Here is a 25004-nt window from a genome sequence, read left to right as displayed (position 1 = left end):
GCACTTTGATAAATAAACTGAGTATGACCAAAGGCGGGGAAGTGGTCTTGGTTCCCCGCGCGGTGTGCAATAGTTCAATATGCAGGATATGGATGGTCGCAGCAGATGAACTGGCTTATTCGTTTGGCGAGTGCGTTCCCAATAACGGCAGCATAAAAGACAAAACCGGGCTTAGTTGCCCGGTTTTGTTCGTGAGATTTACCACTCCCAACGCAAGCCAGCATTTACCTGCCAGTTCGTGTTGATGTTCCCACCAGAGGATTTCTCCAGGTCGAGATAAAAACGAGAGTTATTGTCCTCTGTTAACTGAATATTGGTACCAATACCGTAAGTTATCCAGCTATCTTTGCCATCTTGGTTATTCACCAGAACGGCATCTTTACCTCGAACAGTGACATTACGGTCACTGGCAAATTCGTGCAGTAAATCAGCTTTCAGATAAATATCATTGTTGCTATTTTCCTCAAACCTATGGCCTACACGCATACCGGCACGGCCAATAACACTGTTAATATTATCCTGATTCACCTGTAACCCACTGCTGGTGGCATAATTGGCCTTATTGATGTGGGTATAAACCAACTGCCCTTGCGGTTCGATGAAATTGCCGTTACCGATTGAGAACTCACGACCATATTCAGCACTTGCGCCTTCAGTATAAGAAGCATTCTCTCCTAACAATTCCAAAAAGTTTTTTGCATAAGTATTTATGTAGATATCACCATTATTAGCGGTAATTTGCGAACCGACTCCTGTTGCGTACAATCCATTGTTTGCCATTGATGCAGTTCCGGTTTACATGGACTGACATTGTGAATGCAATCCGCAGTCCTGCGATACAAAGTCAATAAAAGCGAGTGTAGTAAAGTACCGCGCCAGATCTTGCCGCTATCTTCGCTATTGATATCAGTGCTGCCTTTATTGCCGAGAAACCTGGGTGGTGGGCCTCTCATGTTTCCATCAATAACAGGAAAGAAATTACCTTGCTTTTTGCGAAGAAAAAATTATCTTATAAATCAAAATATAAAGAGAAAATGGCTACTGTTGTGCCAATAAATACCATGGACGAATGGCGCAAAAAGGCAGCGCGAGTCTGCAATAGAGCGAAATCAGTGTGGGGCAGAGTGTGTGAATGTGAATTCCAGTGGGTTATCTTCGCGACATGCGTTTAGTTACGCACCCTTTCGAAACTTATTTTTTGCCCGTCTGCTGACGGTATTAGGCAATGGTATTGCACCTATTGCACTGGCTTTTGCGGTGTTGGATATAGGCGGCACTGCGGCCGATTTAGGATTGGTCGTGGCAGCCCGTTCCATTTTTAATGTTGCTTTCTTATTGATTGGTGGGGTGCTGGCAGATCGTTACTCCCGAAGTCTGGTGCTGCTGTCTTCGTCGGTGATTGCCGCCTTGTCCCAAGGGGTGGTGGCCTGGTTAGTGCTTGATGGAACCGCAACAATTATGTGGTTGGCGGTGCTGGGGATGGTAAATGGCGCGGCGGCGGGTATGGCATTGCCGGCTTCATCAGCGATGGTTCCACAAACAGTTCCTACGCGTAACCTGCGGGAAGCTAACGCTTTTATCCAGTTGAGCATTTATGCCGGCACGGTCATCGGCGCATCTTTGGGGGGTGTTCTGACCAGTGCGATTGGGCCGGGTTGGGGTTTGGCTGTTGATGCATTGGGATTTGCCGCCGCAGCCCCACTGTATAGCTTGATTCGTATTCGCGCAGTGCCGTCTGTCGAATCACAGACGAATATCTTGCAGGATCTGCGGGATGGCTGGAAGGAGTTTATCTCACGCGCCTGGGTCTGGGCGATTGTGGCACAATTCACTATTGTTAATGCGGCTTTCAGCGGTGTGGTGATGGTGCTTGGCCCAATTGTCGCGGATGCATCATTTGGCCGAACCGGCTGGGGGATGATTGTGGCTACGCAAAGTCTGGGCTTAATCGTCGGTTCATTTATTGCACTTCGATGGCGTCCACGGCGCGACCTGTTTATTGGGGTAATGCTGATCGCACTTTGCGCCGTTCCCATTGTTTTTCTGAGTATTGCTGCTTCAACGCCACTGCTGATGGGCGCATTTTTTATTGCAGGAGTGGGTTTCGGGCAATTCGGGGTGGTTTGGGCGCATTCATTACAAAGCCATATTCCTCCTGAGAAGTTGGCGCGAGTTTATGCTTATGATGCTATGGGGTCATTTGTCGCCATTCCTGTTGGGGAGATTGCCGCAGGCCCGCTGGCGATGCATTATGGCAGTGCGACTGTATTGCAAGCCTCGGCAATGGCGGTGGTGCTCGCGACAATAGCGGTCAGTTTCACACCCGCGATCAGGCAACTTACTAATACATCTCAGGTGAAGCTGCATACTTAATGGTTGTTGCTAATTGATGTTAGTGACACTGTCACTAACGACCCATGAGTGCGAAAGCTGCATTCTTTATCTATTACTTTAATAATACCGCCTGATTATATCGGGTGGAAAATCTGTAGAGGTTGGGCTTATGAGCACTGTATTTGGCTTGTTAGGATTAATTTTAGGTGCCTGGGCCGTGCGTGGTATTTGCCTTAAACAGCAAAGCACCGGAAAGAAGGTCGGGAAATCTATTTTTGCTGCCGGGTATTTTCTCACGGCAGGCGGAATTGGTGGGACTGAAGAAGATAAGATGTTTATCGTTATTCTTATGATGTTGATGGGTAGCGCCGTCGTCTTATATTCTAATTACGTCGATAAAATGAACAAAGAGCCGTCGTAAGGATATTTACTATATATTGCCCTGTGATTAGCGCATAACCTTACACCTAATATGGCAGGTTAGTGAGATAGGTAACAGGGCAACTTGAAACCTTATTGTGCAAACATAGGTAATAATAAAGATAATTTGATCACGATAGCATTGGTGATATCCAAGAAGAAAGCGCCAACCATCGGCACAATTAAAAACGCCACGTGAGAGGGCCCAAAACGATCAGTGACAGCTTGCATATTCGCAATTGCGGTGGGGGTGGCACCTAGCCCCAGACCACAATGCCCTGCCGCCAACACCGCCGCATCGTAATTCTTTCCCATCACTCGGTAGGTCACAAAAATGGCATATAAGATCATTACCAGTGTTTGGACTAATAAAATCGCGAGCATCGGGAGTGCTAAAGAAGCCAATTCCCACAGTCTTAAACTCATTAATGCGATTGCCAAGAACAGGGAAAGGCTCACATTACCCACCACAGAAACGGCGCGGTCAAATACCTGATAAAATCCAGTGTAACTTAAGATGTTACTGAGTATGACCCCAATAAATAAGACATAAACGAAGATGGGTAATTCTAATATTGTCCCGGCAAGTAATTCTCTTATATAGCCGCCAAGCATTAAACAAATGGTAATCATGGCGATGGTTTCGACCAAGACCAGTGAGGTTATCATGCGCCCTGATTGTCGGTTTTCGAAAGTCGTGGGTTGCAGGGCATCTTCTGGTCGGCCATTGGGGGTAGCTGAATGCTTAATAAGATAAAGTGCAACAGGGCCAGCGATTAATCCCCCCAATACAAGGCCGAAAGTTGCACAAGCCATCGCGACTTCGGTGGCATTAATTAAACCATAATTCTCAACAAATACACTGCCCCAAGCAGCTCCGGTGCCATGCCCACCAGACAGTGTAATTGTCCCGACAAGTAAACCCATTAAGGGTTCTAGCCCCAAGAGTGTCGCCATGCCGATACCAACGGTATTCTGGAGTAGTAACAAGCCAATCACAACGATGATGAATTTTATTAATACTTTGCCACCGGCCTTTAAACTCGCCAAATTGGCATTAAGGCCAATAGAAGCAAAGAAAGTTAGCATCAAGGGGTCACGTAATGAGGTATCGAAATTAGCTTCCCAGCCGGTAGTTTGATGAATAATAAGCAGTGTTAGGGCAACCAACAGGCCTCCAGCAATGGGGTCAGGGATGGCATATTTTTTTAATAAAGGAATGTTATGGACACATTGTCTGCCGAGCAAAAGTACTAAACTTGCGGCCACGAGTGTGCCATAAGCATCAAGCTGGAACATGTTGAAATCCTCTATAAGTTAAGACCTTGACCGCTATTTACATGATTCTTTATGCACGTTTACAGGCCCTATAAAGGAGGATTCATTGCAATGCCCCAAAAAAAGGTGAGAGAGGTCGCTAATATTTTTTAGTGACACTAAAGCACAGAGTGGATAAGCAATTAAATACCACTAACTTATTCGTTAAAATTGCCATGTTCACTTTATTAAAGCGTAGCATGACTTTGCTTTTACTTGTTTCCAAGTTTATAAATTTTATTTATAACATATTGTTTACACAGAGAAGAATGTAGCGATATTTCATTTTGGCGATTAGGCAGGGTTATCCGCACTATGAAAATAATAGCGGTGAATATTATCGTTTCGTTGAAAAACACACAGGAAAACAAAAAGATGGCAGGCAATCAATCAGTAAAATGTGGCACATAACCACAGATAAGTGAGTTACATGTCGCTATGCCGTCTAGGGATCATCACGGTAGACTTCTCCACAAATCAGCACCACATCAGGTCTTCTTTCATGCAGGCGAGCCGCTACAGCCAGACATTCGTGGCGTGTGGCATAGATATCTTCAGTCACGGGCAGAGCCTCACAAGCATCCATTCCGCAGGTACTAACCAGTAAGACAAATCCTATGAGCATAGATTCTCCTTATTTATAGGATTTATATGAGTATAGCGCGTTTATCGCAGAGGTCGTCCCGTGTTTTTATTAAAGTATCGTCCCCGTGTTTTTATCAAAGTAATAGGTAATACCCTCATGTGATTAAGATTTCGCCAGATTGAATGCGACTAACGTTAGCGGTTATTTCTATTCCGGGATGCGCAAACGTGGGGGAGCGGCTACCACTTCCTTAAATAGCCAGAAATTGGCATCATATAGCGATGTTTAGTTTTTTTAGGATCAGTAATGAAACAGTTCCCTTTTGATAAACGCTATGAAATTGAAGATGCCAGCGGTGTGGTTGAGTACTATATCGATGGTGATGAATATATTCGAGGCCAGGACGGTATACCGGGCTATCGAATCGCGGGTTATGAAGTTTTTGAGCATGATGCTGAGGGGAAATTGGCCGGTTTCCTTGAGGGAAAACATATCACAACGCCAGATGCAGATATTTTATTGACGATTTTAGATGAGGAACCTGACGCGGAGTAATCTTTACAATTTTAATTGTTTGCTCAGGAGGGTTGCGCAATAAACCGGCGTAATTTTCAAGGTATTATTCTCGAAAATTAATTGTAGTGAGGGAGGTTGTTCAGTTAGCTTAAGACCGACTAATGTAACTTTACACTGCAATTACCAACGGGAGTCTCAATGAGTCATCAAACAATCAAGTTGTACAGCGATGCCAATTTTTTTAGCCCTTATGTATTGTCTGTATTCGTATCATTGACAGAAAAAGCGCTTCCTTTTTCATTACATCCCGTCGATTTAGCTGTGGGGGAGCATTTGCAAGATGAGTTTGGTCGGCTTTCAATGACGCGTCGGGTTCCTACCTTGGTTATTGATGATTTTCAATTGGCAGAATCTTCCGCTATTGCCGAATATTTAGAAGAGCGTTTTCCTTCTCCTGAATATGCGCGAATTTATCCGCAAGATAGGCAAGAGCGCGCGAAAGCCCGCGAAATTCAAGCTTGGTTGCGCAGTGATTTTATGCCGATTCGTGTCGAACGTTCTACAGAGGTTGTTTTTGCAGGAGCGAAGTTGTCGCCATTATCAGACAGTGGTCAGCAAGCCGCGCATAAACTTATTGCGGGACTGGAACCTTTACTTGCGGATGGTAGAAAAAACCTCTTTAGCGAATGGTGTATTGCAGATACTGATTTGGCACTAATGCTTAATCGTTTGGCACTGCATGGCGATGTATTGCCAGAATATCTGCAAAAATATGCAAGTTATCAATGGCAGCGGCCGTCAGTGCAACAGTGGCGTGCTTTGTCACAAAAATAAGCAGCATCCAGCATGGCCGACTATCACTTTTTACCTCACTGGGTAGCAGCAAAGATGGGCAGCAAATGAAGCCGGTGATTGAAGTTGAAACTGAGCGTTTATGGCTGCGACAGTGGGTGCCTGCCGATAAGGCACCTTTTGCCGCGCTGAATGCCGACCCCCGAGTGATGGCGTTCTTTCCCTCTGTGTTAACCCGTGAAGAAAGCGATGCCATGGCTGACCGCTGTCAGCTATTGATAGCGCAGCGTGGCTGGGGGTTATGGGCGGTTGAGCTCAAAGCCTCCGGGCAGTTTATCGGGACTTTAGGGTTGCATATCCCTAGCGCTAATTTGCCTTTTTCACCTTGTGTTGAAATCAGTTGGCGCTTTGCTTATCCATTTTGGGGGCAGGGGTTGGCAACTGAAGCAGCATTAGCGGCATTGCGGGTGGGTTTTGAGCAACTCAATTTGGCAGAGATTGTTTCATTTACGGCATCAGTTAACTTACGTTCGCAAGCGCTGATGGCGCGAATTGGAATGCAACTTGCGCCAACGTGTTTTCCTCATCCCAATGTCAGCCTTGATAGCCCATTAAGTCAGCATTGTTGGTATCGTATCTCACAGCAACAGTGGCATAACCGCCAGTCTGAGCAGGTAAAATTCGGCGCATAACAAACATAAAAAGGGGGAGACTGAAATTGAGGGCGATTGGCGGGAGATACATAAAACCAGAATCTTATCAATGTGTTACCGTCAATTGAAAACAATTTAAGCAGCATATGAGCAGATAGGGACTAATTGTGCTACACTATGCGACCGATAATCAAGGATAAAACATGAAAAAAGTCTCAATCATTGCTCAGTGCTTAATAAACGCTAAGAGTTTCAGTGAGATGTCTGAAGCTGAATCCTCGATAAAAAAGGTGTTCAACGACAGTTATGCCGATCATTCTTTTGATGAATGGAATACTGATGTTTCTACGTTGAGTGCTAACCGTGTTATTAGCCTGGTCGCGGGTGCTTCCAAGGTTCGGGTCAGAGGGTTGATCCAAGAATTATGGAACCACTGATCCCAGCGTCATCGCTTCCAATAATCTGCTTACCATTTCACTACGCCAAGCATGCCAGCCATGCTGCGTGGTGAATATTTTTTCCTCGTATTTTTCCTCTTTCTGCTTGTTTCTTTCCATTGTCTCCTGCAAAACCGGTTCTTTTCCAGTAAGCGAAATCTGATCCGGCACAGATAATCTGAGTAACGCTGACCACGGCACGGTTTAATGTCGGCAGTTAACGTAATCTAATAAGGTTGTACAACTGAGAGGCGAGCATATGTCATTTCTTGATAGCATTAGAAAGCTGGTTAGCAGCGCCAAAGTAAAAATTAAGTGTCCGGATTGTGGTGGAACTTCTGAGCAGAGCACAGAAAAAGTGCATAAAAATACCGCTTTAGTCTGCCCGAAGTGCGGCTGCTTATTTTTGCCCAAAGACAAACCACAGTGATGCCATTATCAGCCAAAGATCATCGATGCCCAGCGCAGCAGCATTAATGCGCCACAGATGCAAAGTAACACCAAAAACATTTTCCAATGTTTGGTATGCAGGCGTTTGCTCACAATCGGTCCTTATCTTAATATTGTTGGCTGATGTAAAACCACTTTGCGGAATTTATATATTCACCGCAACCTAGGTATAGTAGCGAAATTTTTTATTGATGCGAGAGTTAGTTCGCCGCGATAAAGTGTAATATGCGCTGCATCAAAAATATGACGAATAGGAATAATAAGATTATGGCTACCATTCCACAAAAGTATGAAAACACTGAGCGTTGGGCTTTTGGCGATACTGAGCAAGTGGCCGATGAGTTATTGGCGCTGGTTCTCAATGGGACGAAAATTGCGACCTGTGCGCCATTGGATGAAGAAGGTGTCCCACAAGTAGGGGATGTGTTTGTGGTGGTTGATGGCCGCAATGAGCCTGCCTGTGCTGTCGAACTGACTGATGTTGAACTGAAAACCTTTGACCAAGTCGATGAGGCACATGCCTTGGCGGAAGGTGAGGGTGACCGGACTCTGGCTTACTGGCGTAAAACACAGCAGCGTTTTTTTGAGGAATACGAGATGTTTTCCCCAGACATGATGTTGATCTGCATGAAATTTAAAGTATTAGAGAAATTCTGATAACCGATTTATTTGTTCGGTTTTTAGGTGCTGCGGCAGGGTAATATTGTAAAAGAAGAAACCGTCAGTCATAAATACAATTATGGTTTGACGGATCTTCTGATGCAGCAATTAAGTTACCCTCATCACCCAGGCATCTTGATGTTGGTCATAATGTTTTTTGTATAACAGCCGGTCTTTACCATCTAATGTCGCTGGAATACTTGTTTGCTCATCCCATCCATCCAATTGCATACACAAATCAGGATCCGATTTACAAGGGATACTGAGTGTGTGTTCGCCTTTCGCCAGTGCAGTGGATAACACGGCGTCATCAACTTCAAAATCGCGGATTTTCACCACAGTTTTTCCCATAAAGCCCCCTTGCTACTCAGTGGTATGAGGTATGACCAGCTTGGCCGCCTTATTGAGAATAGTTGAGCTAAAAAAAAGTGCCAGATGTTGTCCGCAAAAATAATGTCGATTTTTAGCGGGCAAGTTCAGCCACATTAAATTGGTTGCGCCCATTCTTTTTCGAGTAATAGAGTGCTTGGTCTGCGGCCAACATTAAATCAGCTTGATCACTGATGCCAGGATGCAGTGGTGCTTGATACACAGTTACACCGAGGCTGATGGTCACTTTGCGAAATTTACTGTCGTAGTGCTTAATTCCCATCGCGCGAATAGATTGCAAGATATGCTCTGCGACCAGGCTAGCGCCTGTGGGATCAGTGTCAGGTAAAATAGCGGCAAACTCTTCACCACCGTAGCGCGCCACAATGTCGGTATTGCGTTTTAAGGCTTTACGTAATGCTCTTGCAACCAGACGCAGACAGGCATCACCAGAAATATGGCCATAGTAATCATTGAAATTCTTAAAGTAATCGATATCAATCATTAAAATTGCCAATGGGGAACTAGAGCGCTTTGCTCGCATAAATTCATGGGCTAGCACTTTTTTGAACTCTCGGCGATTGGGTAATTTGGTCAGCGAATCGGTGCTGGCTTGAATTTCCAGGCGTCGATTAGCTTTAATTAGCTTAAGTTCCAAAAGCTTACGCTCATGAATATCTTCGACTGTGCCATACCAACACAGCACTTGCCCTTGAGCATCAACACTGGGCACGGCGCGAATACGCATCCAGTTCCAGCCTTTCTCCACATGACAAAAACGGATTTCAACATCCAGTGGTTCCTGGGTTTGGAGAGAATGCTCCCAACTTACCAGTGTCGGATGACGGTCATCAGTGTGAATGGTTCGCAGCCATTTATCCGCCAGCGCTTCCTCACGGGTTAATCCGGTGATTTTTTCAAAGCGCGAGCTGACGTCAGTAATCATCCCGTCTGGCGAGGCAGTCCAGGGGATCTGTGGGTTCAATTCGACCATATTGCGATAATGCTGCTGACTGCTACGAAGCTTTTCTTGCATCTCTTTTAGCGGTGAAATATCAATCATGGCGACTGAAAGACCACTGACTTGGCCATTAGGGTATTTGGCCGCGTTTATCCGCATAAAAAAGACCCGCGCTTTATCCGGCATCTGGAACTCAGCATCGGGAATACTTTCATTGCAATAAGCCATTAATAGGGCATTTTGCAGAATAGGAATAATGCCAGGTAAGAAGTCAGCGACTTTACGCCCATTAATCTCGGCGGTATTTTTACCCAACAGTTCAGCCAGATAGTCATTTACCGTGACATAGCTCAGTGCCGAGTCGATAAAACACAGGCCCGCCGGGGCATTGGAATAAATTGATTCCAACTCAAATAAGCGTTTACCGGCATGACAAGGTAACTCACTTAAATTGCGGTCGATACCCCGATAACCTTTGAAATTTCCCTGTTCGTCAAACAGCGGGATAGCGCTGGTTTCCACTAATATTTCGCTGCCATCGGCGCGAATATTACGGTTTTGCAAACCAGTAAAAGGAAGGCGCGCCGCCGCAATTTTAGCAACTATTTCCCCTACCCGATGGGCTTCTTCTGCGGGCATAAAATCAAACGGGGTTTTGCCGATCACTTCATGAGGAAGGCGGCCGAGAAGCTCAATAGATCTTGCCGATGAAAAGATATAACTGCCGGTAGCATCAACTTCCCAGATCCAGTCTGAGTTATTTTCGATAATGTCCCGCAAGTTGTTCATTTCTTTTAACAGCGCAATGTCAGCTGATTTCTCCTGATTATCGTAATCAGTCATAATGCCCACTCCTGTTTAATCGCGTCTTTCCTTAGATGTTCCCGTCATCCTGCAAGATGCAGGTTTTTGGTTACCACTGCTTACTCAGTTAATTGATTTATACCCATGTTGTGAATTGATTTTTTTATCCGCCAGCTGTGGCCTAAATTTATTGGGTATAGAAGGCTGTCGGCTATTATTTAAGCCGCAGATTGTATAGCAGGGACAGATTTAGTACAGATCATTCGGAATAATCTTAACTATTAATGATTATTTATTTTCTATCTCACTGAGAAACAAGATGAAAATAATTATATGTAAATCTATTTGGTTGGCCGTCTCGGGAGCGTCATCCTTAATATATCCAGATAGTTAGTGGCTATTGAAGCGTCTCGTTTCATTTACTGTCCATTAGTCGGCGTATTATCACCGGGGGTGATATAGGTTTTAGACGTCGAGCTTTTGGTGCGGGTAAAGGTAATATTTGGCTGACCAGCAATAAACACTATTCTTATATTGGTGAGCACATAACCCAGCAACCCACGAGTAATCTTGGTGTTCAGCAAAGTGGCTTGCGAGACTCGCGCGTGGGTATGGCCTTGATTAGGCAGCGCTAACCATGGCTTGCTGTTAGCCGCAATGAGTTTGTAACTGAGATTCAGTGGAAAAATGTTGCGGGGATATTCGCATTTTCTGATTTCAGACCTGCACCATAAATAAGCCGCGGTGTCGGGGACGGGAGTTTGTGGTGGCGGTGTTTGGCAGTGCAGGGCAGTGGATTATCCACCGCCCTGCTATCAGAACTAGAACCGCGGGATAGCTGTTCCCCAATTTCGCCAGTCTTTTGGCTCTGCGGGGTTCAGTAAAAAGTGCTGATTTACAGTAGCTTTGGGTGCCAGTGGTGTCGTTGGTGGCGTCGCAAAAGCAATACCGCCGCGAATAAACTGCTGGAAGGTGCCGCTTTTTACTACGCCGCCAGTGAGGCCAAATTCAAGGTTATAACCCGATGCCAACCAGAAGACGGTGTTTTGCCGCACTAATTGTTGGAATTTTTGGCTAATTCGCAGTGAGACTTGTACCCGGTCAGACATTGCCCCCAGATTAAATCCAGTGACAGTGCCCACTTCAAGCCCACGGAACAGCACCGGTGTGCCAATTTGCAAGGATCCGGCTTCGGCGGTATCAAGAATAATGCTCAAGCCGTCAAGGTAGCGGGAGTCGGTAATTGTTGCTGTTTGCAGCTCAAAGGTGCGCAATACCGTGCCGCTACCGGGTTCTACATTAATGTATGGCTGGAACAGGGTGTCGAGGTTATTTACCCCTGCCGCCGAAATCTCCGGCGAAACAATGGAGAAGCGAGTGCCCGCACGGGCAAAGCTTTGTACATACTCAGGATAGAGCACGGCTTTGGCTAAGACTTCATTGCGCTCCGGTGCCAGTTTTAGGGATTCAACCTGACCAATATTGATGCCCAGATAGCGAATTGGCATGCCAGCTGCCAGTTTACTGGCATCAAAGGTGCGCAACATAATCTGGCTGCCGACAGCGCGTGCTGCGGTTTCGTTACTATATAGAGTGCGTTTCGCCCCTTTATCAAGGGTAACGCCTTCAAGGTTATCAAAGCTGATAGCCCCTTTTAGCGCGCGATTGAGCGGGGCGGCTTGCACGGTCAAACCGCTGCCATTCAGTTGCACTTTTGCCCCACCTTCAGCCCAGAAAATACTCTTATCAGTGAGGAGGTTGCGATACTCCGGCTGGATGTAGACCTCTACTTCGAATTCATTAGCTTTAGGTTTGATATGGGTAATTTCCCCCACCTGAAACTTGCGGTACAACACCACGGAACCTGCCTGGACATCCGGCAAACTGTTGGCGGTTAATGTGAGGGTGGTAGCAGGGCCATTCCCTAAAATTCCGTCCATCGCTTTGCTCACACTGCTGTACAGTGGATATTGGCTGAGTGGCTCACCTTTACCGCCCGGTAGGATCAAAATACCGCCATCCACCCATTCCTGAGCGCTGGCACCTTGCACTTCAATGCCATCAATGCCCACTTTGACATCCAGACGACTGTTAACGACAAACTTACTGTCTTTATGCACTAAATCCCGGTATTTCGCCTCAATTGCTGCGGTGAAATTGACACCTTTAGCAGACAATTCTCGGGTTAATACCTGACCAATTTTAACACCATGCAAAGAGATAGGTTGGCCGACATCAATGCCATAGCTTTGTGGCGCAGTTAATTGCAGCTCCAGCACATTGGGCTGCTGTAACAGGCTTTTGCTGCTGGGCAGGACGGTAAAACGCTGTTGCGGTTCACCTTCGCCGGGGATGAGCTCCAGGGTATTTCCGGTTAACAGTGCGCTCAGGTTGGCATTATTAAGACTAATACGCGGGCTATTCATTTCAATGCGTGTGCCGGCGCGCATTAAATCCACCACTGACGGGTCAATTGTCAGTTCGCCGGTGACCAAGCTGTCCGGTTGGAGGGTCATTTTAGTCAAGGTGCCGACTTGTAAACCTTGATAAATCAGCGGGGTACGGCCTTCACTCAAGTTGCTGCCACTGGGGAGGTCCAGTGTGATGGCGACCCCGCGCTGGCTGTGTGCCAAATCGGAATAAAGCTGGAAGGGTTGGTCTTGCTGGGCATTTTTGCTGTCTTGTGGCGAGTCAAAAGCTATAGCGCCATTCACCAATGCCGCCAGACTTTCCATTTGTACCGAAGCGCCACTTAAGCTGAAATCACCTTTGAAACCAGAGACATTCCAGAAGCGCGTATCATTTTTAACCAGTTTGGCAAAGCGTCTGTCAATCAACACATCAATGACAACACCGGTATTATCTGGCGCAATATTGTAATCATAGACTTTACCCACCGGAATTTTGCGGTAGTAAACCAGTGAGCCGTTATTCAGTGATCCTAAATCTGGCGCATGCAAGTGAATCATTAACTCACCGGTATTCATGCGAAATTTAGGTTGGGTATCCAGTGCGGTGAAATGGCTTTGGGGTTTGCCTTCACCGGGCATCATGCCGATATAGTTACCGCCCACTAATGCATCCAGCCCAGAGACACCGGCTAATGATGCTTTGGGGGTCACTAGCCAAAATTGTGTGCCTTCCCGCAGGGAGTCTTCCATATCATTTTTGATGCTGGCGGTAACTTTAATATTACGCAGGTCATCATCCAGAGTGATGGATTGCACCATGCCGACTTCAACACCTTGATAACGAATCGGCGTGCGGCCAGCCACAATTCCTGTCGCAGACTGGAAGTCGATAGTGACCTCGGTGCCGCGTTCTTGCCAATTGTTATAAATCAGCCACCCAGCGATGAGCAGGGCGATAAAAGGCAGTAGCCAGAACGGCGAGATCCGGCGCTTATGTTTAATTTGTGCCTCAGTCGGTGTACTCGGCGTTTCCTGTTGCATGTGCATCCCAAATCAATCGGCTATCCAGCCATTCAACAGCAAGGATAGTTAAAATAACCGCAGACCCAAAATAAAAGGCTGCCGGCCCCACAGTGAAAGAAAACAGCTGATCACGGTTAATCAGCGACATCATTAGCGCAATAACAAAGAGATCCAGCATCGACCAGCGGCCAATCCAGGTGATAATCCGCAGCAACCGCATGCGAGTTTTCAGACTATGCTGTGTTTTTAGATGGATGCTAAGCAGCAATGTTATCAAGACAATGATTTTAGTAAATGGCACCAATACGCTGGCAATAAATACCACGGCGGCGATGGGCAGATTGCCGGATGACGCCAGAGAGACCACACCCGAGAAAATAGTATCTTCCAGGCGAGAGCCGTTGGCATAAACAATTGATATCGGCAATAGATTGGCAGGCACCAGCAAGACAATAGAGGCGATTAACGCCGCCCAGGTTTTTTGGATACTGTGCCGGCGTCGGTGGCGCAATGGAATATGGCAACGCGGGCAGCGGCCATGCGCATCACAATGCCCGGTATAATGACAAGAAAGACAAACGCGCAGTGTTTCTCTGGGGCCGGGGGGCTGTTCTTGCGGGTAAAACCGCTCCCATAGCTGTTCCAGATTCAGGTGTACCAATGCCAGAATGCTTAGCAAGGTGAGTGTCAGGTAGGCAAGTAACCCAATTCCTGGCATCACGTCGGCGTATTCTTTGACTTTAATACAAGCCACCGCCATGCCGATAAGATAGATATCCAGCATCACCCATTCTTTCAATCGCTCCAGCATCAGCAAAATTGGGCGTAAATTCATACCAATACGGCTGCCGATACGTAAATAAAGAATTGAGACCGTGAGGGTAATGGGCGCACCAAGGATACAAAATGCCACCATACTGGCGGTAATGGGGTCACCTTGACGGCTCATCTGCCAAATTCCCCCGAGCAAGCTGGCATCAATACGCGTCCCGAGCAGGCGGATAGTGATCAGCGGTTCGGTAAAAGCAAAGGGCATCAACAGCAGCATGGCAACCGCGATGGCGGTCAGGCGGGTGAGTGACCAATCACGGCCACTGGTGATTTTCGCACTGCAACGTGGGCAATAAGCACTTTGCCTGCCATTTAATGGCGGCAAGCTAAAAAGTGCATCGCATTGGCAGCAGCGCTGGATCCGTGCGGTGGATAAGGGGCGTTGAATGGCATGTATCTTCATATAATCAAACCCTGACACCGACACTGGTTTATAAAGAATAGCGCGGATGGTAGCAGAGCAATCACGCAAAACAAGAGGCAAAACGGGTCAAATTACTAATATTGACGACTCTTTTGCTTTATTCGCGCTGAATAACCTTGTAGTCGAGCGCATTTAATGATTATTTTGTATAAGCTAGGCGTGTTCATCGCCCTTGGCTATTCTTAGGTTTCTAACGGTCATTACATGAAAAAAGCAGAATTCTACGCGGAATTAAAACGTGATTTGAGTGCCCTGATTGCCGGTGAAACTAATTTCATCGCCACATTAGCGAATACCAGTGCCTTACTTTATGAACGCCTTGATGGATTAAATTGGGCAGGATTTTACTTGCTCGATGGCCAGCAATTAGTGCTTGGCCCTTTCCAGGGGAAAATCGCCTGTGTGCGAATTCCTGTCGGGAAAGGGGTCTGTGGAACTGCAGTGTCAGAAAATCGCGTTCAGCGGGTTGGTGATGTGCACGAATTCCCCGGCCATATAGCTTGCGATGCCGCCAGTAATGCTGAAATTGTGCTGCCAATCACAGTTCAGGGAAAAGTTATCGGAGTTTTGGATATCGACAGTATTGTTTATGATCGCTTTGATGAAGACGACGAATTGGGCTTGATCTCAGTTGTGGCGGGGCTTTGCGAGCATCTGGAACTGTGTGACAGTACAAAATATGTTACACAGACTGCAAGTTGATATACGGATAACGTGGCAATTGCTGATGGCGTCATTATAATGACGCCTGTTCATGCCTGCGCTGGTTGGCAAACCCGTTGTAATCAGGAAATTTCATGGAAAATCAACCTAAGTTGAACAGTAGTAAAGAAGTCATAGCCTTTTTGGCTGAGCGGTTCCCGCTTTGCTTCACCGCCGAAGGCGAAGCACGTCCACTCAAGATCGGTATTTTTCAAGATCTGGTCGAACGTGTTCAGGGGGAAGAGAATTTAAGCAAAACGCAATTGCGTTCTGCGCTGCGTCTCTACACCTCAAGCTGGCGTTATCTTTATGGGGTCAAAGTCGGTGCTGAACGTGTTGATTTGGACGGCAACCCTTGTGGTGTGCTGGAAGAGCAACATGTAGAACATGCCCGCAAACAGCTGGAAGAGGCGAAAGCCCGTGTTCAAGCACAACGTGCTGAACAACAAGCTAAAAAACGCGAAGCTGCCATTGCTGCGGGTGAAACCCCAGAGCCACGTCGCCCACGTCCAGCAGGTAAAAAAACCTGCGCCACGTCGTGAAGCGGGTGCGCCTGTGGAGAACCGCAAGCCTCGTCAGCCACAGCGTCCGCAACAAGCTCGGCCACCTCGTCCACAGGTTGAGGAAAATCAACCACGCCCTGTGCCGGTCACAGATATCTCTAAACTGCAAATTGGTCAAGAAATCAAAGTCAGAGCAGGTAAGAGTGCGATGGACGCAACCGTATTAGAAATCGCTAAAGATGGCGTACGGGTGCAGCTATCTTCCGGTCTGGCGATGATTGTGCGCGCAGAACACTTGCAGTTCTGATACGGAGGCCAACCTAGGCATGAACAAATTTGTCAGACTAACAGCAATCGCAGGCTTGTTACTGGCGGGGGTAAGTTACGCGGCTGATACGACGTATCGCATCGATCAACTTCCTCAACTGCACCAGGAACCAGAGCATGCAACCGTGAGTGAGCGCGTAACATCGCGCTTCACTCGCTCTCACTATCGTCAGTTTGCATTGGACGATCAGTTTTCGGCCAAGATATTTGATCGCTACCTCAACATGCTGGATTACAGCCATAATGTGTTGTTGGCATCAGATGTGGCACAGTTCGCGAATAAAAGAAATTCGCTGGACGATGAGTTAAAATCAGGCCAATTAGAAACGCCATACGCGCTATTTAATTTGGCGCAAAAACGCCGTTTTGAGCGCTATCAATATGCATTGTCAGTATTGGACCGGCCTATGGTCTTTTCCGGTAATGACACCATTGATATTGACCGCGGCAAAGCGCCCTGGCCGACCAGCGAAGCTGAGCTCAATAAGCTTTGGGACGCAAAAGTTAAATACGATCAGCTGAATTTGAAGTTAACCGGTAAAACGGATAAAGAAATCAAAGAAACGCTGACGAAACGCTATCAGGCTGCGATTAAGCGCCTGACGCAAAGTAACAGCGAAGATGTTTTCCAGCTGATTATGAATGCGTTTGCCCACGAAATTGACCCGCATACCAATTACCTGTCGCCACGTAATACTGAGCAGTTCAATACCGAAATGAGCTTGTCTCTGGAAGGTATTGGTGCCGTCTTGCAAATGGATGATGATTACACCTTAATCAACTCTATGGTTCCAGGTGGCCCGGCGGCGAAAAGTAAAACTATCGCTGTGGGTGACCGAGTGATAGGTGTGGGTCAGACCGGTAAACCTATGGTTGATGTGATTGGTTGGCGTCTTGATGATGTCGTCGCCTTAATCAAAGGGCCGAAGGGCAGTAAAGTGCGGCTAGAAATTTTACCTGCGGGTAAAGGAACTAAACCTCGCACTGTGACCTTGACCCGTGAACGGATCCGTCTGGAAGACCGCGCGGTGAAGATGTCGGTGAAAACTATCGGCAACGAACGTGTCGGTGTGCTGGATATTCCAGGTTTCTATGTTGGCCTGACTGAAGACGTTAAGGTGCAATTACAGAAGCTGGAAAAACAGAATGTCAGCAGTATTATCATTGACTTGCGTAGCAATGGTGGTGGGGCGTTAACCGAGGCCGTGGCACTGTCTGGTTTGTTTATTCCAAGTGGCCCAGTGGTCCAGGTGCGGGATAACAACGGCAAAGTACGTGAAGACAGTGATACTGACGGCGTGGTGTACTACAAAGGCCCGCTGGTGGTGTTAGTTGACCGCTACAGTGCTTCAGCGTCTGAAATCTTTGCTGCGGCAATGCAGGATTATGGCCGCGCATTAATTGTCGGCGAGCCCACCTTTGGTAAAGGGACAGTACAACAGTATCGTTCGCTGAATCGTATTTATGATCAAATGCTGCGCCCGGAATGGCCAGCACTGGGGTCACTGCAATACACTATCCAGAAATTTTATCGGGTAGATGGTGGCAGTACTCAGCGTAAAGGGGTCACTCCAGATATCGTGATGCCAACAGGTGTGGATCCGGCGGAAACCGGTGAAAGCTTCGAAGATAATGCCCTACCTTGGGACAGCATCAATGCGGCCAGTTATACCAAGACTGGCGATCTGAAAGCCTTTACGCCAGAGTTGATAAAAACGCACGCGGCCCGTATCGCAGCTGATGCTGAATTCCAGCATATTCAACAAGATATTGAACGTTATAAGGCAATGAAAGATAAGCGCAATATCGTCTCTCTTAATTACGCTCAACGCGAAAAAGAGAATCACGATGATGATGCCACGCGCCTGAATCGCTTAAATGAGCGCTTCAAACGTGAAGGTAAAAAGCCTCTGAAGTCACTGGATGATTTGCCAAAAGACTATCAGGAGCCAGACCCTTATCTGGATGAAACTGTTCATATCGCGTTGGATTTAGCCCATAAGCAAAAATTGCAGCCACAGGTGGAGCCTCAAATGACGCCAACTGAGGCCGCGGCAACTGCCGAGAAATAATTCGCGGTTGTTATCAATGATCCGGGTTCAATAGAGCCCGGATTTTTTTTACCTTTTTTCATTGCTGGACTGATTAGTTGGCGAAAAAACAGCAGGATATGTAATAAAAAGTATCCAAATTTGTAAAGTTATGTTGATTTACTCGTTTAGAACTTAACAAGCCTTGAAAATTTATCAGATGCCCATACGATCAGCATATCTCAGCAGTAATTTGGCTAAGTCATTTTTCAGGTTTATGGCAATTGTGACGTAATCCATTATGACTTAATGCAGTGTCGGTTTAATACGATCGCCAATTAACACAATAAGGAAATAAATTTTTATGATGCGTATCGCTCTGTTCCTTCTCACCAACCTGGCCGTTATGTTGGTGTTCGGGTTGGTACTTAGCCTGACAGGTATTCAGTCCAGCAGTGTGCAGGGGCTGATGATCATGGCTGGTCTGTTTGGTTTTGGCGGCGCATTTGTTTCGTTGCTGATGTCCAAATGGATGGCTTTACGTTCAGTCGGTGGTGAAGTTATTGAACAGCCACGCAATGAAACTGAACGTTGGTTGCTGGAGACCGTACGTCGCCAGTCTCAACAAGCGGGTATTGCTATGCCGCAGGTGGCTATCTACCAGGCACCTGATATTAACGCCTTTGCGACCGGTGCACGCCGTGATGCTTCTTTGGTGGCAGTCAGTACCGGTTTATTGCAGAACATGAGCCGCGATGAAGCAGAAGCGGTTATTGCCCACGAAATTAGCCATGTGGCCAATGGTGATATGGTCACCATGACCTTAATTCAAGGGATTGTGAATACATTCGTTATCTTCATTTCACGTCTGATTGCACAGGTTGCCGCTGGCTTCTTGTCAGGTGATCGTGATAACGAAGGGAGCAGCGCGGGTAACCCAATGGTTTACTTTGGCGTGTCGATGGTATTGGAGTTGGTGTTTGGTATTCTTGCCAGCATTATCACCATGTGGTTCTCGCGCCATCGTGAATTCTATGCCGATGCGGGTTCAGCAAAACTGGTGGGCCGTGAGAAGATGATTGCGGCATTGCAGCGTTTGAAAACCAGCTATGAACCACAGGAAGCTGGCAGTATGATGGCTTTCTGCATTAATGGTAAATCTAAATCATTCAGCGAGTTGTTTATGTCGCATCCGCCGCTGGACAAACGTATTGAAGCTTTGCGCTCAGGCCAATATCTGAAATAGCCAGTATTGAGTCTGAATCATAAAGTATTGCATTAAATTGAGCGGGGTGTATCGCAAGATACCTCCGCTCATACCAAACTCCCCGCAGAGGCCAGTAAAGTGATACCCGCCAGGAGAGTAAAACTATTGCCTTGATAGCTCTGATATACCTCTTTATTTCCGCAAATAAAAAATCCTTTCTCCCCTTATTTATAATGATTAATCAGGATTTAGTGACAGAAAATAGTATGAAAATCATTCTATTTGGCTATCATGTCGTTGAGTCTGAGGTTTGGTGATATTATTTCTCTCAACCTTGATTAAATACGTTTATTTCATTTATGGAAGAATGTGTTTATTTATTAAATATGGATTAATTATGCTGAAAATAATGTCATCATCAATACTGTTCATAATAAGTATTATAGGGGTAAGTATTCCTCTTTCTACTGCAGCGAATATGTGGCGAGAGCCTGTCCCGGAAATTAAAAATGGGAAATATTACAGCCTGATAGTCGATCGTGGTGAATTGCAAAAAGCGATTAAAGATTCTAACCACGAATATGTTTTTTCTGAAAAAGGCGCGGGGACTAAACCGTTGGTGTTGGTGGGGACAGCGGTTGAAATTATGGCGTTTCTGCTAAGCAATGAAACCAGTGGCATTGAAAATCATATCCCTGAGCTCCCTGATATCTATATGGGTATTGCGCCTTATGTGGCTCACCAGCGGTTTACGGGCTTATTCCCACTCAATGATGTGTTAATGCAGTCAGTTGGACAGGTACAGAAGTTTTTACCTGTTGGAACTCTCATTACCGATGCTGCAGGTATCCCAGGTGACCTTAAAGAGTTATATGACGCCTTGCATCAATTAAATAAAAAGCAAAAAGAAAGCGGGCAAATACTGTATGTTAAATTCAGTTATTTACCCGAAGAAGGAATGGTTAAAGTCGGCAGCAAAACGATTAGTTTCGGAAAAATACTAAAGATAATGAAAAACAAGATCTGAAATAGGGGTTAACAGAGGTTTGCCATAAGTATATTAGTAAGCTGTGATTGATATTGAGTAATCTTGTATTTGGTATGATTTGTCATGTCTATTATTTTCATCAATTACATCGGTAATTCGCATATTACATTGTTATTTATTCACTACATTATATTTTTTGATTAATCAGTTTGGGTTATTTCTCTACACGAGATTCGGCTATTGGCCAAACTGCAGGGATAATTACATGAATAACAATAATTACATGAATAACAATTTTAAAGCGCCAACAAAACCCCCGCTGAGCGGGGGCGTAATAATGTTGTGGCAATTATAAGGCTAACTGCGTTTTTGGCTGACGCGCAGCACACTGACCAAGGCGGCGATACTGGCAAAGCAGCCAGCCAAAATCAGTGATGCGTGGGTTCCATTGGTTGAAAACAAGTTAAACATTAATGCAACCAGTGCTGCCCCTGATGTCTGGCCCAATAGACGTGCAGTGCCCAGCATGCCACTGGCACCCCCGCTGCGCTGTTGCGGGGCGGCAGAAATAATGGTGTGGTTATTGGGGGACTGGAACAGACCAAAGCCGGCACCACAGAGTATCATTCGCCAGATAATATCAATATCACTTGGGTTGGCAGGTAATAAAGCCAACAGGAATAAACCACTGGCAAAAACAGCCAGGCCAATGCCGCCCAATAATCCTGCGTGGTAACGTTCAATGAGTCTGCCCGCAATAGGGGCCACAACCATAGTGGCGAGCGGCCAGGGGGTTAGCAGTAATCCAGTGGCGACTTCATCACGGCCCAAGACGCTTTGTAAAAAGAATGGCAGTGAAACCATGGCCAGCATTTGCGCCGCAAAAGAACAAATTGAGGTGCCGATCGATAAGGCGAAAATAGGAATACGCAGCAAATCGACGGGCAGTAAAGGAAACGGCTGCTTAAGTTGGCGGCGTACAAAGAAGAAGCCAATCAACAGTAATGCAATCACTTCGGCTGCAATCAGTGTTGGGCTTTGCCCTTGAGCAAAACCACTGATGGCCGTGATAAGTAACCCAAATGTCAGCGCATTCATTATACAGCTGGTGAAATCGAAGCTATTACCATTGCTCTTCATATTATTAGCGGGTAGGAACTTCATGCCCAACCCCCATGCCAGTAACCCAATTGGCACGTTAATAGCAAATAGCCACTGCCAGGATGCAACGGACAATATGGCGGCGGCGATGGTTGGCCCAGCCGCCGCCGAAACTGCCACAATTAATGAGTTGATGCCAATGCCACGCCCTAACTGTGCTCGAGGATAAATAATACGTATTAGGGCCGTATTCACACTCATCAATGCCGCCGCGCCAAATCCTTGTAGCACGCGGGCAAATGTCAGTGTCCATAAGGAATCTGACAGGGCGCAAAACAGTGAAGTTACACTAAATACCAGTAAACCGGCCTGATACACCCGCCGATAGCCGATAATGTCCCCCAGTGAGGCCATCGAGAGTAAAGATACGGTAATGGCGAGCTGATAAGCATTGACGACCCAGATGGAGGTCGCCGGGCTGGCATTTAGGTCACGGGCAATCGTGGGCAGTGCGACGTTGGCAATTGTCCCGTCCAACACGGCTATGGTAATGCCTAAAGCAATAACCAGTATTGCGGCATAGCGCTGAGGAACCGGCATTCCATCGGTTGCTGCTGGGTTCATAGGTTTTATCTGTAAAAATAATCAGGTAGGCGAATTTTTCTATGCTAACCATTATTGTGTCTGAATGCATCCCTGTGGACTGGGTTATTTATAAAACACGAGTATTGGCGCTATCAAAGGTGAAGGTATTCCTTCGAACCAAATTAACAGTCTGATAAGCACCGTATTTTGGGTAAATCAGTAAAAACAGAACCGCGATCACGTAAAAATGAAACATCGTTTCTATAATTTGAGGTAGTATTAGCCTAACGGGTTCCCCTTGTGGGCAAATTTTAATTATCTGATGATTTTAAGGACTTTCCGGATGGCCAAAGGTAAACAAATCCCCCTGACATTTCATACTTATCAGGATGCCTCTACCGGTGCTCAAGTGACACGGCTAACGCCACCTGATGTGACTTGCCACCGTAACTATTTCTATCAAAAATGTTTCACCCGTGATGGCAGCAAGTTGTTGTTTGGTGGCGCTTTTGATGGCCCGTGGAACTACTATTTGTTGGATCTCAATACCCAGGTGGCAACACAGTTGACAGAAGGGCATGGTGACAATACTTTTGGGGGGTTCTTATCACCAGATGATGACGCGTTGTTCTATGTGAAAGAGGGCCGCAATCTGATGCGCGTCGATTTAGCCTCTTTGGCAGAAAACGTGGTTTATCAGGTGCCGGAAGAGTGGGTGGGTTACGGTACTTGGGTGGCAAACTCAGATTGTACCAAGTTAGTCGGCATTGAAATTAAACGTGAAGACTGGCAGCCATTGACTGATTGGAAGAAATTCCATGAGTTCTATTTCACTAAACCTTGCTGTCGTCTGATGCGTGTTGATCTGAAAACGGGTGAATCAACGGTTATTTTGCAAGAGAATCAGTGGCTTGGTCATCCAATTTATCGCCCTTATGATGACAGTACAGTGGCGTTCTGCCATGAAGGCCCACACGATTTGGTTGATGCGCGTATGTGGCTAATTAATGAAGATGGCAGTAATATGCGCAAGGTGAAAACGCATGCTGAAGGTGAAAGCTGCACTCATGAATTCTGGGTGCCAGATGGCTCGGCCTTAGTGTATGTTTCTTATATGAAAGCGAGCCCAGATCGCTTTATTTACAGTGCAGACCCAGAGACACTGGAAAACCGCCAATTGACCTCCATGCCAGCTTGCTCTCACCTGATGAGCAACTATGACGGCAGTCTGATGGTGGGTGATGGTTCTGATGCGCCAGTAGATGTGCAGGATGACAGTGGTTATAAGATCGAAAATGATCCTTTTCTGTATGTTTTCAATATGAAGAATGGGACTCAACATCAAGTTGCTCGCCACGATACTTCATGGAAAGTGTTTGAAGGTGACCGCCAGGTGACACATCCCCATCCTTCCTTTACACCTGATGATAAGCAAATTTTGTTCACATCAGATGTTCATGGCAAACCGGCACTGTATTTAGTCACATTACCTGAATCTGTCTGGCAATAGTTGAGTTTTGCACTAGCCTCTTTTATGGAAAGAGGCTAATTTGCTGTCTGCAAAGCTTTTATCCGATTATTCACATTGGTTTATTGCACAGTCTTACGACTTACCTTTATAATAAAACCACTGTTCTATTTTTTTTAAAACATATTGTTTTATAAAACACAGAAAACTGAGTAGGGTAACCCAAAAATGGCTATTGCAGATTTAGATAAACAGCCCGACTCTGTATCGTCGGTTCTGAAAGTTTTTGGCATCTTACAAGCATTGGGTGAGGAGCGGGAAATTGGTATTACCGAGCTTTCTCAACGTGTAATGATGCCTAAGAGTACTGTGTACCGCTTCCTTCAAACGATGAAGTCTTTGGGCTATGTGGCACAGGAAGGCGAATCAGAGAAATACTCCCTCACGTTGAAGTTGTTTGAGCTGGGGGCTAAAGCGTTACAGAATGTCGATTTGATCCGCAGTGCAGATATACAGATGCGCGAATTATCTAATGAAACTCGTGAAACTATTCACTTGGGTGCATTGGACGAAGACAGCATTGTTTATATCCATAAAATTGATTCTATGTATAACCTGCGGATGCATTCCCGTATTGGGCGTCGTAATCCACTGCACAGTACTGCGATTGGTAAAGTGCTGCTGGCGTGGCGTGACCGTGGTGAAGTAGAAGAAATCTTGTCTCATATCGAGTTTACCCGTAGTACTAAGCATACGTTGGGTAGCGCTGCAGAATTGTTGCCAGTGTTAGATTTGGTTCGTGAACAAGGTTTTGGCGAAGATATCGAAGAGCAAGAAGAAGGTTTGCGTTGCATCGCCGTGCCTGTTTTCGACCGTTTTGGTGTTGTAATTGCTGGATTAAGTATTTCATATCCGACATTACGTTTCTCTGAAGACAATAAGAGTGAGATTGTAAAATCGTTACATCGTGCGGCGCGTAATATTTCTGAGCAGATGGGCTATCGCGAATATCCTTTTTAAGGAAATAATTCACTAGGGTAAATACTGTATAATTATTGGATATTTATAAATATCTGTTAATTATAACTATTTATCCCTTTCTATC

The 25004-nt window shown here is 46.1% G+C and carries 25 protein-coding genes and 1 pseudogene; 15 read left to right on the top strand and 11 right to left on the bottom strand.

What is annotated here, in order from left to right; genetic code table 11:
* Positions 1–198 precede the first annotated feature (198 nt).
* On the bottom strand, positions 199–780 hold the full coding sequence (locus YROHD0001_RS16040; RefSeq protein ID WP_004713085.1) for an autotransporter outer membrane beta-barrel domain-containing protein: 582 nt from the start codon (positions 778–780) through the stop codon (positions 199–201).
* A gap of 348 nt (positions 781–1128) precedes the next feature.
* On the opposite strand from YROHD0001_RS16040, the gene YROHD0001_RS16045 reads away from it, so the two are divergent.
* Complete coding sequence (locus tag YROHD0001_RS16045; RefSeq protein ID WP_004713084.1) at positions 1129–2373, top strand: MFS transporter; 1245 nt, start codon at positions 1129–1131, stop codon at positions 2371–2373.
* A 130-nt stretch (positions 2374–2503) separates the two neighbouring features.
* Positions 2504–2755, top strand: coding sequence for a hypothetical protein (locus YROHD0001_RS16050; protein ID WP_004713083.1), 252 nt, complete (start codon positions 2504–2506; stop codon positions 2753–2755).
* Positions 2756–2847: 92 nt separating this feature from the next.
* Here the strand turns inward: YROHD0001_RS16050 and gltS are convergent, their stop codons facing one another.
* The gene (gene gltS, locus YROHD0001_RS16055; RefSeq protein ID WP_004713082.1) at positions 2848–4053 is read right to left on the bottom strand and encodes a sodium/glutamate symporter; all 1206 of its coding nucleotides are present in this window, start codon (positions 4051–4053) and stop codon (positions 2848–2850) included.
* Between the two features lie 463 nt (positions 4054–4516).
* A complete protein-coding gene (locus tag YROHD0001_RS0117115; protein WP_032815913.1) occupies positions 4517–4696 on the bottom strand; it encodes a hypothetical protein in 180 nt (59 codons plus the stop codon).
* A gap of 267 nt (positions 4697–4963) precedes the next feature.
* Here YROHD0001_RS0117115 and YROHD0001_RS16060 point away from each other — a divergent pair, with 267 nt between their 5' ends.
* The 4 genes from YROHD0001_RS16060 to YROHD0001_RS0117110 all read left to right on the top strand — a co-directional run bounded on the left by YROHD0001_RS16060 (position 4964) and on the right by YROHD0001_RS0117110 (position 7055).
* Positions 4964–5212 carry a hypothetical protein gene (locus YROHD0001_RS16060; protein ID WP_004713079.1) on the top strand — a complete coding sequence of 83 codons (249 nt, stop codon included), beginning with the start codon at positions 4964–4966 and terminating at the stop codon, positions 5210–5212.
* Between the two features lie 159 nt (positions 5213–5371).
* The gene (yfcF, locus tag YROHD0001_RS16065) at positions 5372–6007 is read left to right on the top strand and encodes a glutathione transferase (protein ID WP_032815911.1); all 636 of its coding nucleotides are present in this window, start codon (positions 5372–5374) and stop codon (positions 6005–6007) included.
* 65 nt (positions 6008–6072) lie between these two features.
* Positions 6073–6657, top strand: coding sequence for a GNAT family N-acetyltransferase (locus YROHD0001_RS16070; RefSeq protein ID WP_004713076.1), 585 nt, complete (start codon positions 6073–6075; stop codon positions 6655–6657).
* Positions 6658–6821: 164 nt separating this feature from the next.
* Entirely contained in the window at positions 6822–7055 is a 234-nt protein-coding gene (locus YROHD0001_RS0117110; protein WP_032815909.1) for a hypothetical protein, read from the top strand.
* Here the strand turns inward: YROHD0001_RS0117110 and YROHD0001_RS20815 are convergent.
* Entirely contained in the window at positions 7041–7175 is a 135-nt protein-coding gene (locus tag YROHD0001_RS20815; protein ID WP_004713074.1) for a hypothetical protein, read from the bottom strand. The genes YROHD0001_RS0117110 and YROHD0001_RS20815 overlap by 15 nt on opposite strands.
* 139 nt (positions 7176–7314) lie before the next feature.
* Here YROHD0001_RS20815 and YROHD0001_RS20710 point away from each other — a divergent pair, with 139 nt between their 5' ends.
* Positions 7315–7485, top strand: coding sequence for a YnfU family zinc-binding protein (locus tag YROHD0001_RS20710; RefSeq protein WP_222422518.1), 171 nt, complete (start codon positions 7315–7317; stop codon positions 7483–7485).
* Between the two features lie 8 nt (positions 7486–7493).
* Here YROHD0001_RS20710 and yniD read toward each other — a convergent pair whose 3' ends face one another.
* Positions 7494–7601 (bottom strand): small membrane protein YniD, encoded by a 108-nt coding sequence (yniD, locus tag YROHD0001_RS20705; protein WP_086023421.1) that lies wholly within the window; start codon positions 7599–7601, stop codon positions 7494–7496.
* Between the two features lie 171 nt (positions 7602–7772).
* Here yniD and YROHD0001_RS16075 point away from each other — a divergent pair, with 171 nt between their 5' ends.
* Positions 7773–8162: an ASCH domain-containing protein gene (locus YROHD0001_RS16075; RefSeq protein ID WP_032815908.1), complete on the top strand. Its 390-nt coding sequence runs from the start codon at positions 7773–7775 to the stop codon at positions 8160–8162.
* Positions 8163–8273: 111 nt separating this feature from the next.
* Here YROHD0001_RS16075 and YROHD0001_RS16080 read toward each other — a convergent pair whose 3' ends face one another.
* The 5 genes from YROHD0001_RS16080 to yebS form a co-directional block, all read right to left on the bottom strand.
* Positions 8274–8516, bottom strand: coding sequence for a DUF1480 family protein (locus tag YROHD0001_RS16080; protein ID WP_004713071.1), 243 nt, complete (start codon positions 8514–8516; stop codon positions 8274–8276).
* Between the two features lie 112 nt (positions 8517–8628).
* On the bottom strand, positions 8629–10338 hold the full coding sequence (locus YROHD0001_RS16085; RefSeq protein ID WP_032815906.1) for a sensor domain-containing diguanylate cyclase: 1710 nt from the start codon (positions 10336–10338) through the stop codon (positions 8629–8631).
* A gap of 380 nt (positions 10339–10718) precedes the next feature.
* Positions 10719–10883, bottom strand: coding sequence for a hypothetical protein (locus tag YROHD0001_RS20385; protein ID WP_004713069.1), 165 nt, complete (start codon positions 10881–10883; stop codon positions 10719–10721).
* A gap of 237 nt (positions 10884–11120) precedes the next feature.
* Entirely contained in the window at positions 11121–13751 is a 2631-nt protein-coding gene (locus YROHD0001_RS16090) for a PqiB family protein (protein ID WP_032815905.1), read from the bottom strand.
* Complete coding sequence (yebS, locus tag YROHD0001_RS16095) at positions 13720–14967, bottom strand: membrane integrity lipid transport subunit YebS (protein WP_004713066.1); 1248 nt, start codon at positions 14965–14967, stop codon at positions 13720–13722. Before yebS ends, YROHD0001_RS16090 begins: the two co-directional genes overlap by 32 nt.
* Before the next feature lie 225 nt (positions 14968–15192).
* Between yebS and YROHD0001_RS16100 the strand changes: the two genes are divergently transcribed.
* The 5 genes and pseudogenes from YROHD0001_RS16100 (at position 15193) to YROHD0001_RS16115 (ending at position 20784) form a co-directional block, all read left to right on the top strand.
* On the top strand, positions 15193–15690 hold the full coding sequence (locus tag YROHD0001_RS16100; protein WP_004713065.1) for a GAF domain-containing protein: 498 nt from the start codon (positions 15193–15195) through the stop codon (positions 15688–15690).
* 95 nt (positions 15691–15785) lie between these two features.
* A pseudogene (proQ, locus tag YROHD0001_RS19235) lies at positions 15786–16500 on the top strand (RNA chaperone ProQ).
* A gap of 19 nt (positions 16501–16519) precedes the next feature.
* On the top strand, positions 16520–18592 hold the full coding sequence (gene prc, locus YROHD0001_RS16105; protein WP_032815903.1) for a carboxy terminal-processing peptidase: 2073 nt from the start codon (positions 16520–16522) through the stop codon (positions 18590–18592).
* Between the two features lie 322 nt (positions 18593–18914).
* Positions 18915–19796, top strand: coding sequence for a protease HtpX (gene htpX, locus YROHD0001_RS16110; protein WP_004713060.1), 882 nt, complete (start codon positions 18915–18917; stop codon positions 19794–19796).
* Between the two features lie 358 nt (positions 19797–20154).
* The gene (locus tag YROHD0001_RS16115) at positions 20155–20784 is read left to right on the top strand and encodes a hypothetical protein (protein ID WP_032816039.1); all 630 of its coding nucleotides are present in this window, start codon (positions 20155–20157) and stop codon (positions 20782–20784) included.
* Between the two features lie 318 nt (positions 20785–21102).
* Here YROHD0001_RS16115 and YROHD0001_RS16120 read toward each other — a convergent pair whose 3' ends face one another.
* Complete coding sequence (locus tag YROHD0001_RS16120) at positions 21103–22470, bottom strand: MFS transporter (protein ID WP_004713057.1); 1368 nt, start codon at positions 22468–22470, stop codon at positions 21103–21105.
* A 304-nt stretch (positions 22471–22774) separates the two neighbouring features.
* Here YROHD0001_RS16120 and ogl point away from each other — a divergent pair, with 304 nt between their 5' ends.
* Together ogl and kdgR are read left to right on the top strand one after the other, a co-directional pair.
* Positions 22775–23941, top strand: coding sequence for an oligogalacturonate lyase (gene ogl, locus YROHD0001_RS16125; RefSeq protein ID WP_004713055.1), 1167 nt, complete (start codon positions 22775–22777; stop codon positions 23939–23941).
* 186 nt (positions 23942–24127) lie between these two features.
* On the top strand, positions 24128–24919 hold the full coding sequence (gene kdgR / locus YROHD0001_RS16130; RefSeq protein WP_004713054.1) for a DNA-binding transcriptional regulator KdgR: 792 nt from the start codon (positions 24128–24130) through the stop codon (positions 24917–24919).
* Positions 24920–25004 lie beyond the last annotated feature (85 nt).

It is taken from the genome of Yersinia rohdei ATCC 43380 (assembly GCF_000173775.1).
In the GTDB taxonomy this organism is placed as follows: Bacteria; Pseudomonadota; Gammaproteobacteria; order Enterobacterales; family Enterobacteriaceae; genus Yersinia; species Yersinia rohdei.
This window is presented reverse-complemented; position numbering and strand designations above follow the sequence as displayed.

Coding starts and splice junctions, on each gene's coding strand:
- YROHD0001_RS16040 (WP_004713085.1), bottom strand. CDS start 780: ATGGCAAACAATGGATTGTACGCAACAGGAGTCGGTTCGCAAATTACC.
- YROHD0001_RS16050 (WP_004713083.1), top strand. CDS start 2,504: ATGAGCACTGTATTTGGCTTGTTAGGATTAATTTTAGGTGCCTGGGCC.
- gltS (WP_004713082.1), bottom strand. CDS start 4,053: ATGTTCCAGCTTGATGCTTATGGCACACTCGTGGCCGCAAGTTTAGTA.
- YROHD0001_RS0117115 (WP_032815913.1), bottom strand. CDS start 4,696: ATGCTCATAGGATTTGTCTTACTGGTTAGTACCTGCGGAATGGATGCT.
- YROHD0001_RS16060 (WP_004713079.1), top strand. CDS start 4,964: ATGAAACAGTTCCCTTTTGATAAACGCTATGAAATTGAAGATGCCAGC.
- yfcF (WP_032815911.1), top strand. CDS start 5,372: ATGAGTCATCAAACAATCAAGTTGTACAGCGATGCCAATTTTTTTAGC.
- YROHD0001_RS16070 (WP_004713076.1), top strand. CDS start 6,073: ATGAAGCCGGTGATTGAAGTTGAAACTGAGCGTTTATGGCTGCGACAG.
- YROHD0001_RS0117110 (WP_032815909.1), top strand. CDS start 6,822: ATGAAAAAAGTCTCAATCATTGCTCAGTGCTTAATAAACGCTAAGAGT.
- YROHD0001_RS20815 (WP_004713074.1), bottom strand. CDS start 7,175: ATGGAAAGAAACAAGCAGAAAGAGGAAAAATACGAGGAAAAAATATTC.
- YROHD0001_RS20710 (WP_222422518.1), top strand. CDS start 7,315: ATGTCATTTCTTGATAGCATTAGAAAGCTGGTTAGCAGCGCCAAAGTA.
- YROHD0001_RS16075 (WP_032815908.1), top strand. CDS start 7,773: ATGGCTACCATTCCACAAAAGTATGAAAACACTGAGCGTTGGGCTTTT.
- YROHD0001_RS16080 (WP_004713071.1), bottom strand. CDS start 8,516: ATGGGAAAAACTGTGGTGAAAATCCGCGATTTTGAAGTTGATGACGCC.
- YROHD0001_RS16085 (WP_032815906.1), bottom strand. CDS start 10,338: ATGACTGATTACGATAATCAGGAGAAATCAGCTGACATTGCGCTGTTA.
- YROHD0001_RS16090 (WP_032815905.1), bottom strand. CDS start 13,751: ATGCAACAGGAAACGCCGAGTACACCGACTGAGGCACAAATTAAACAT.
- yebS (WP_004713066.1), bottom strand. CDS start 14,967: ATGAAGATACATGCCATTCAACGCCCCTTATCCACCGCACGGATCCAG.
- YROHD0001_RS16100 (WP_004713065.1), top strand. CDS start 15,193: ATGAAAAAAGCAGAATTCTACGCGGAATTAAAACGTGATTTGAGTGCC.
- prc (WP_032815903.1), top strand. CDS start 16,520: ATGAACAAATTTGTCAGACTAACAGCAATCGCAGGCTTGTTACTGGCG.
- htpX (WP_004713060.1), top strand. CDS start 18,915: ATGATGCGTATCGCTCTGTTCCTTCTCACCAACCTGGCCGTTATGTTG.
- YROHD0001_RS16115 (WP_032816039.1), top strand. CDS start 20,155: ATGCTGAAAATAATGTCATCATCAATACTGTTCATAATAAGTATTATA.
- YROHD0001_RS16120 (WP_004713057.1), bottom strand. CDS start 22,470: ATGAACCCAGCAGCAACCGATGGAATGCCGGTTCCTCAGCGCTATGCC.
- ogl (WP_004713055.1), top strand. CDS start 22,775: ATGGCCAAAGGTAAACAAATCCCCCTGACATTTCATACTTATCAGGAT.
- kdgR (WP_004713054.1), top strand. CDS start 24,128: ATGGCTATTGCAGATTTAGATAAACAGCCCGACTCTGTATCGTCGGTT.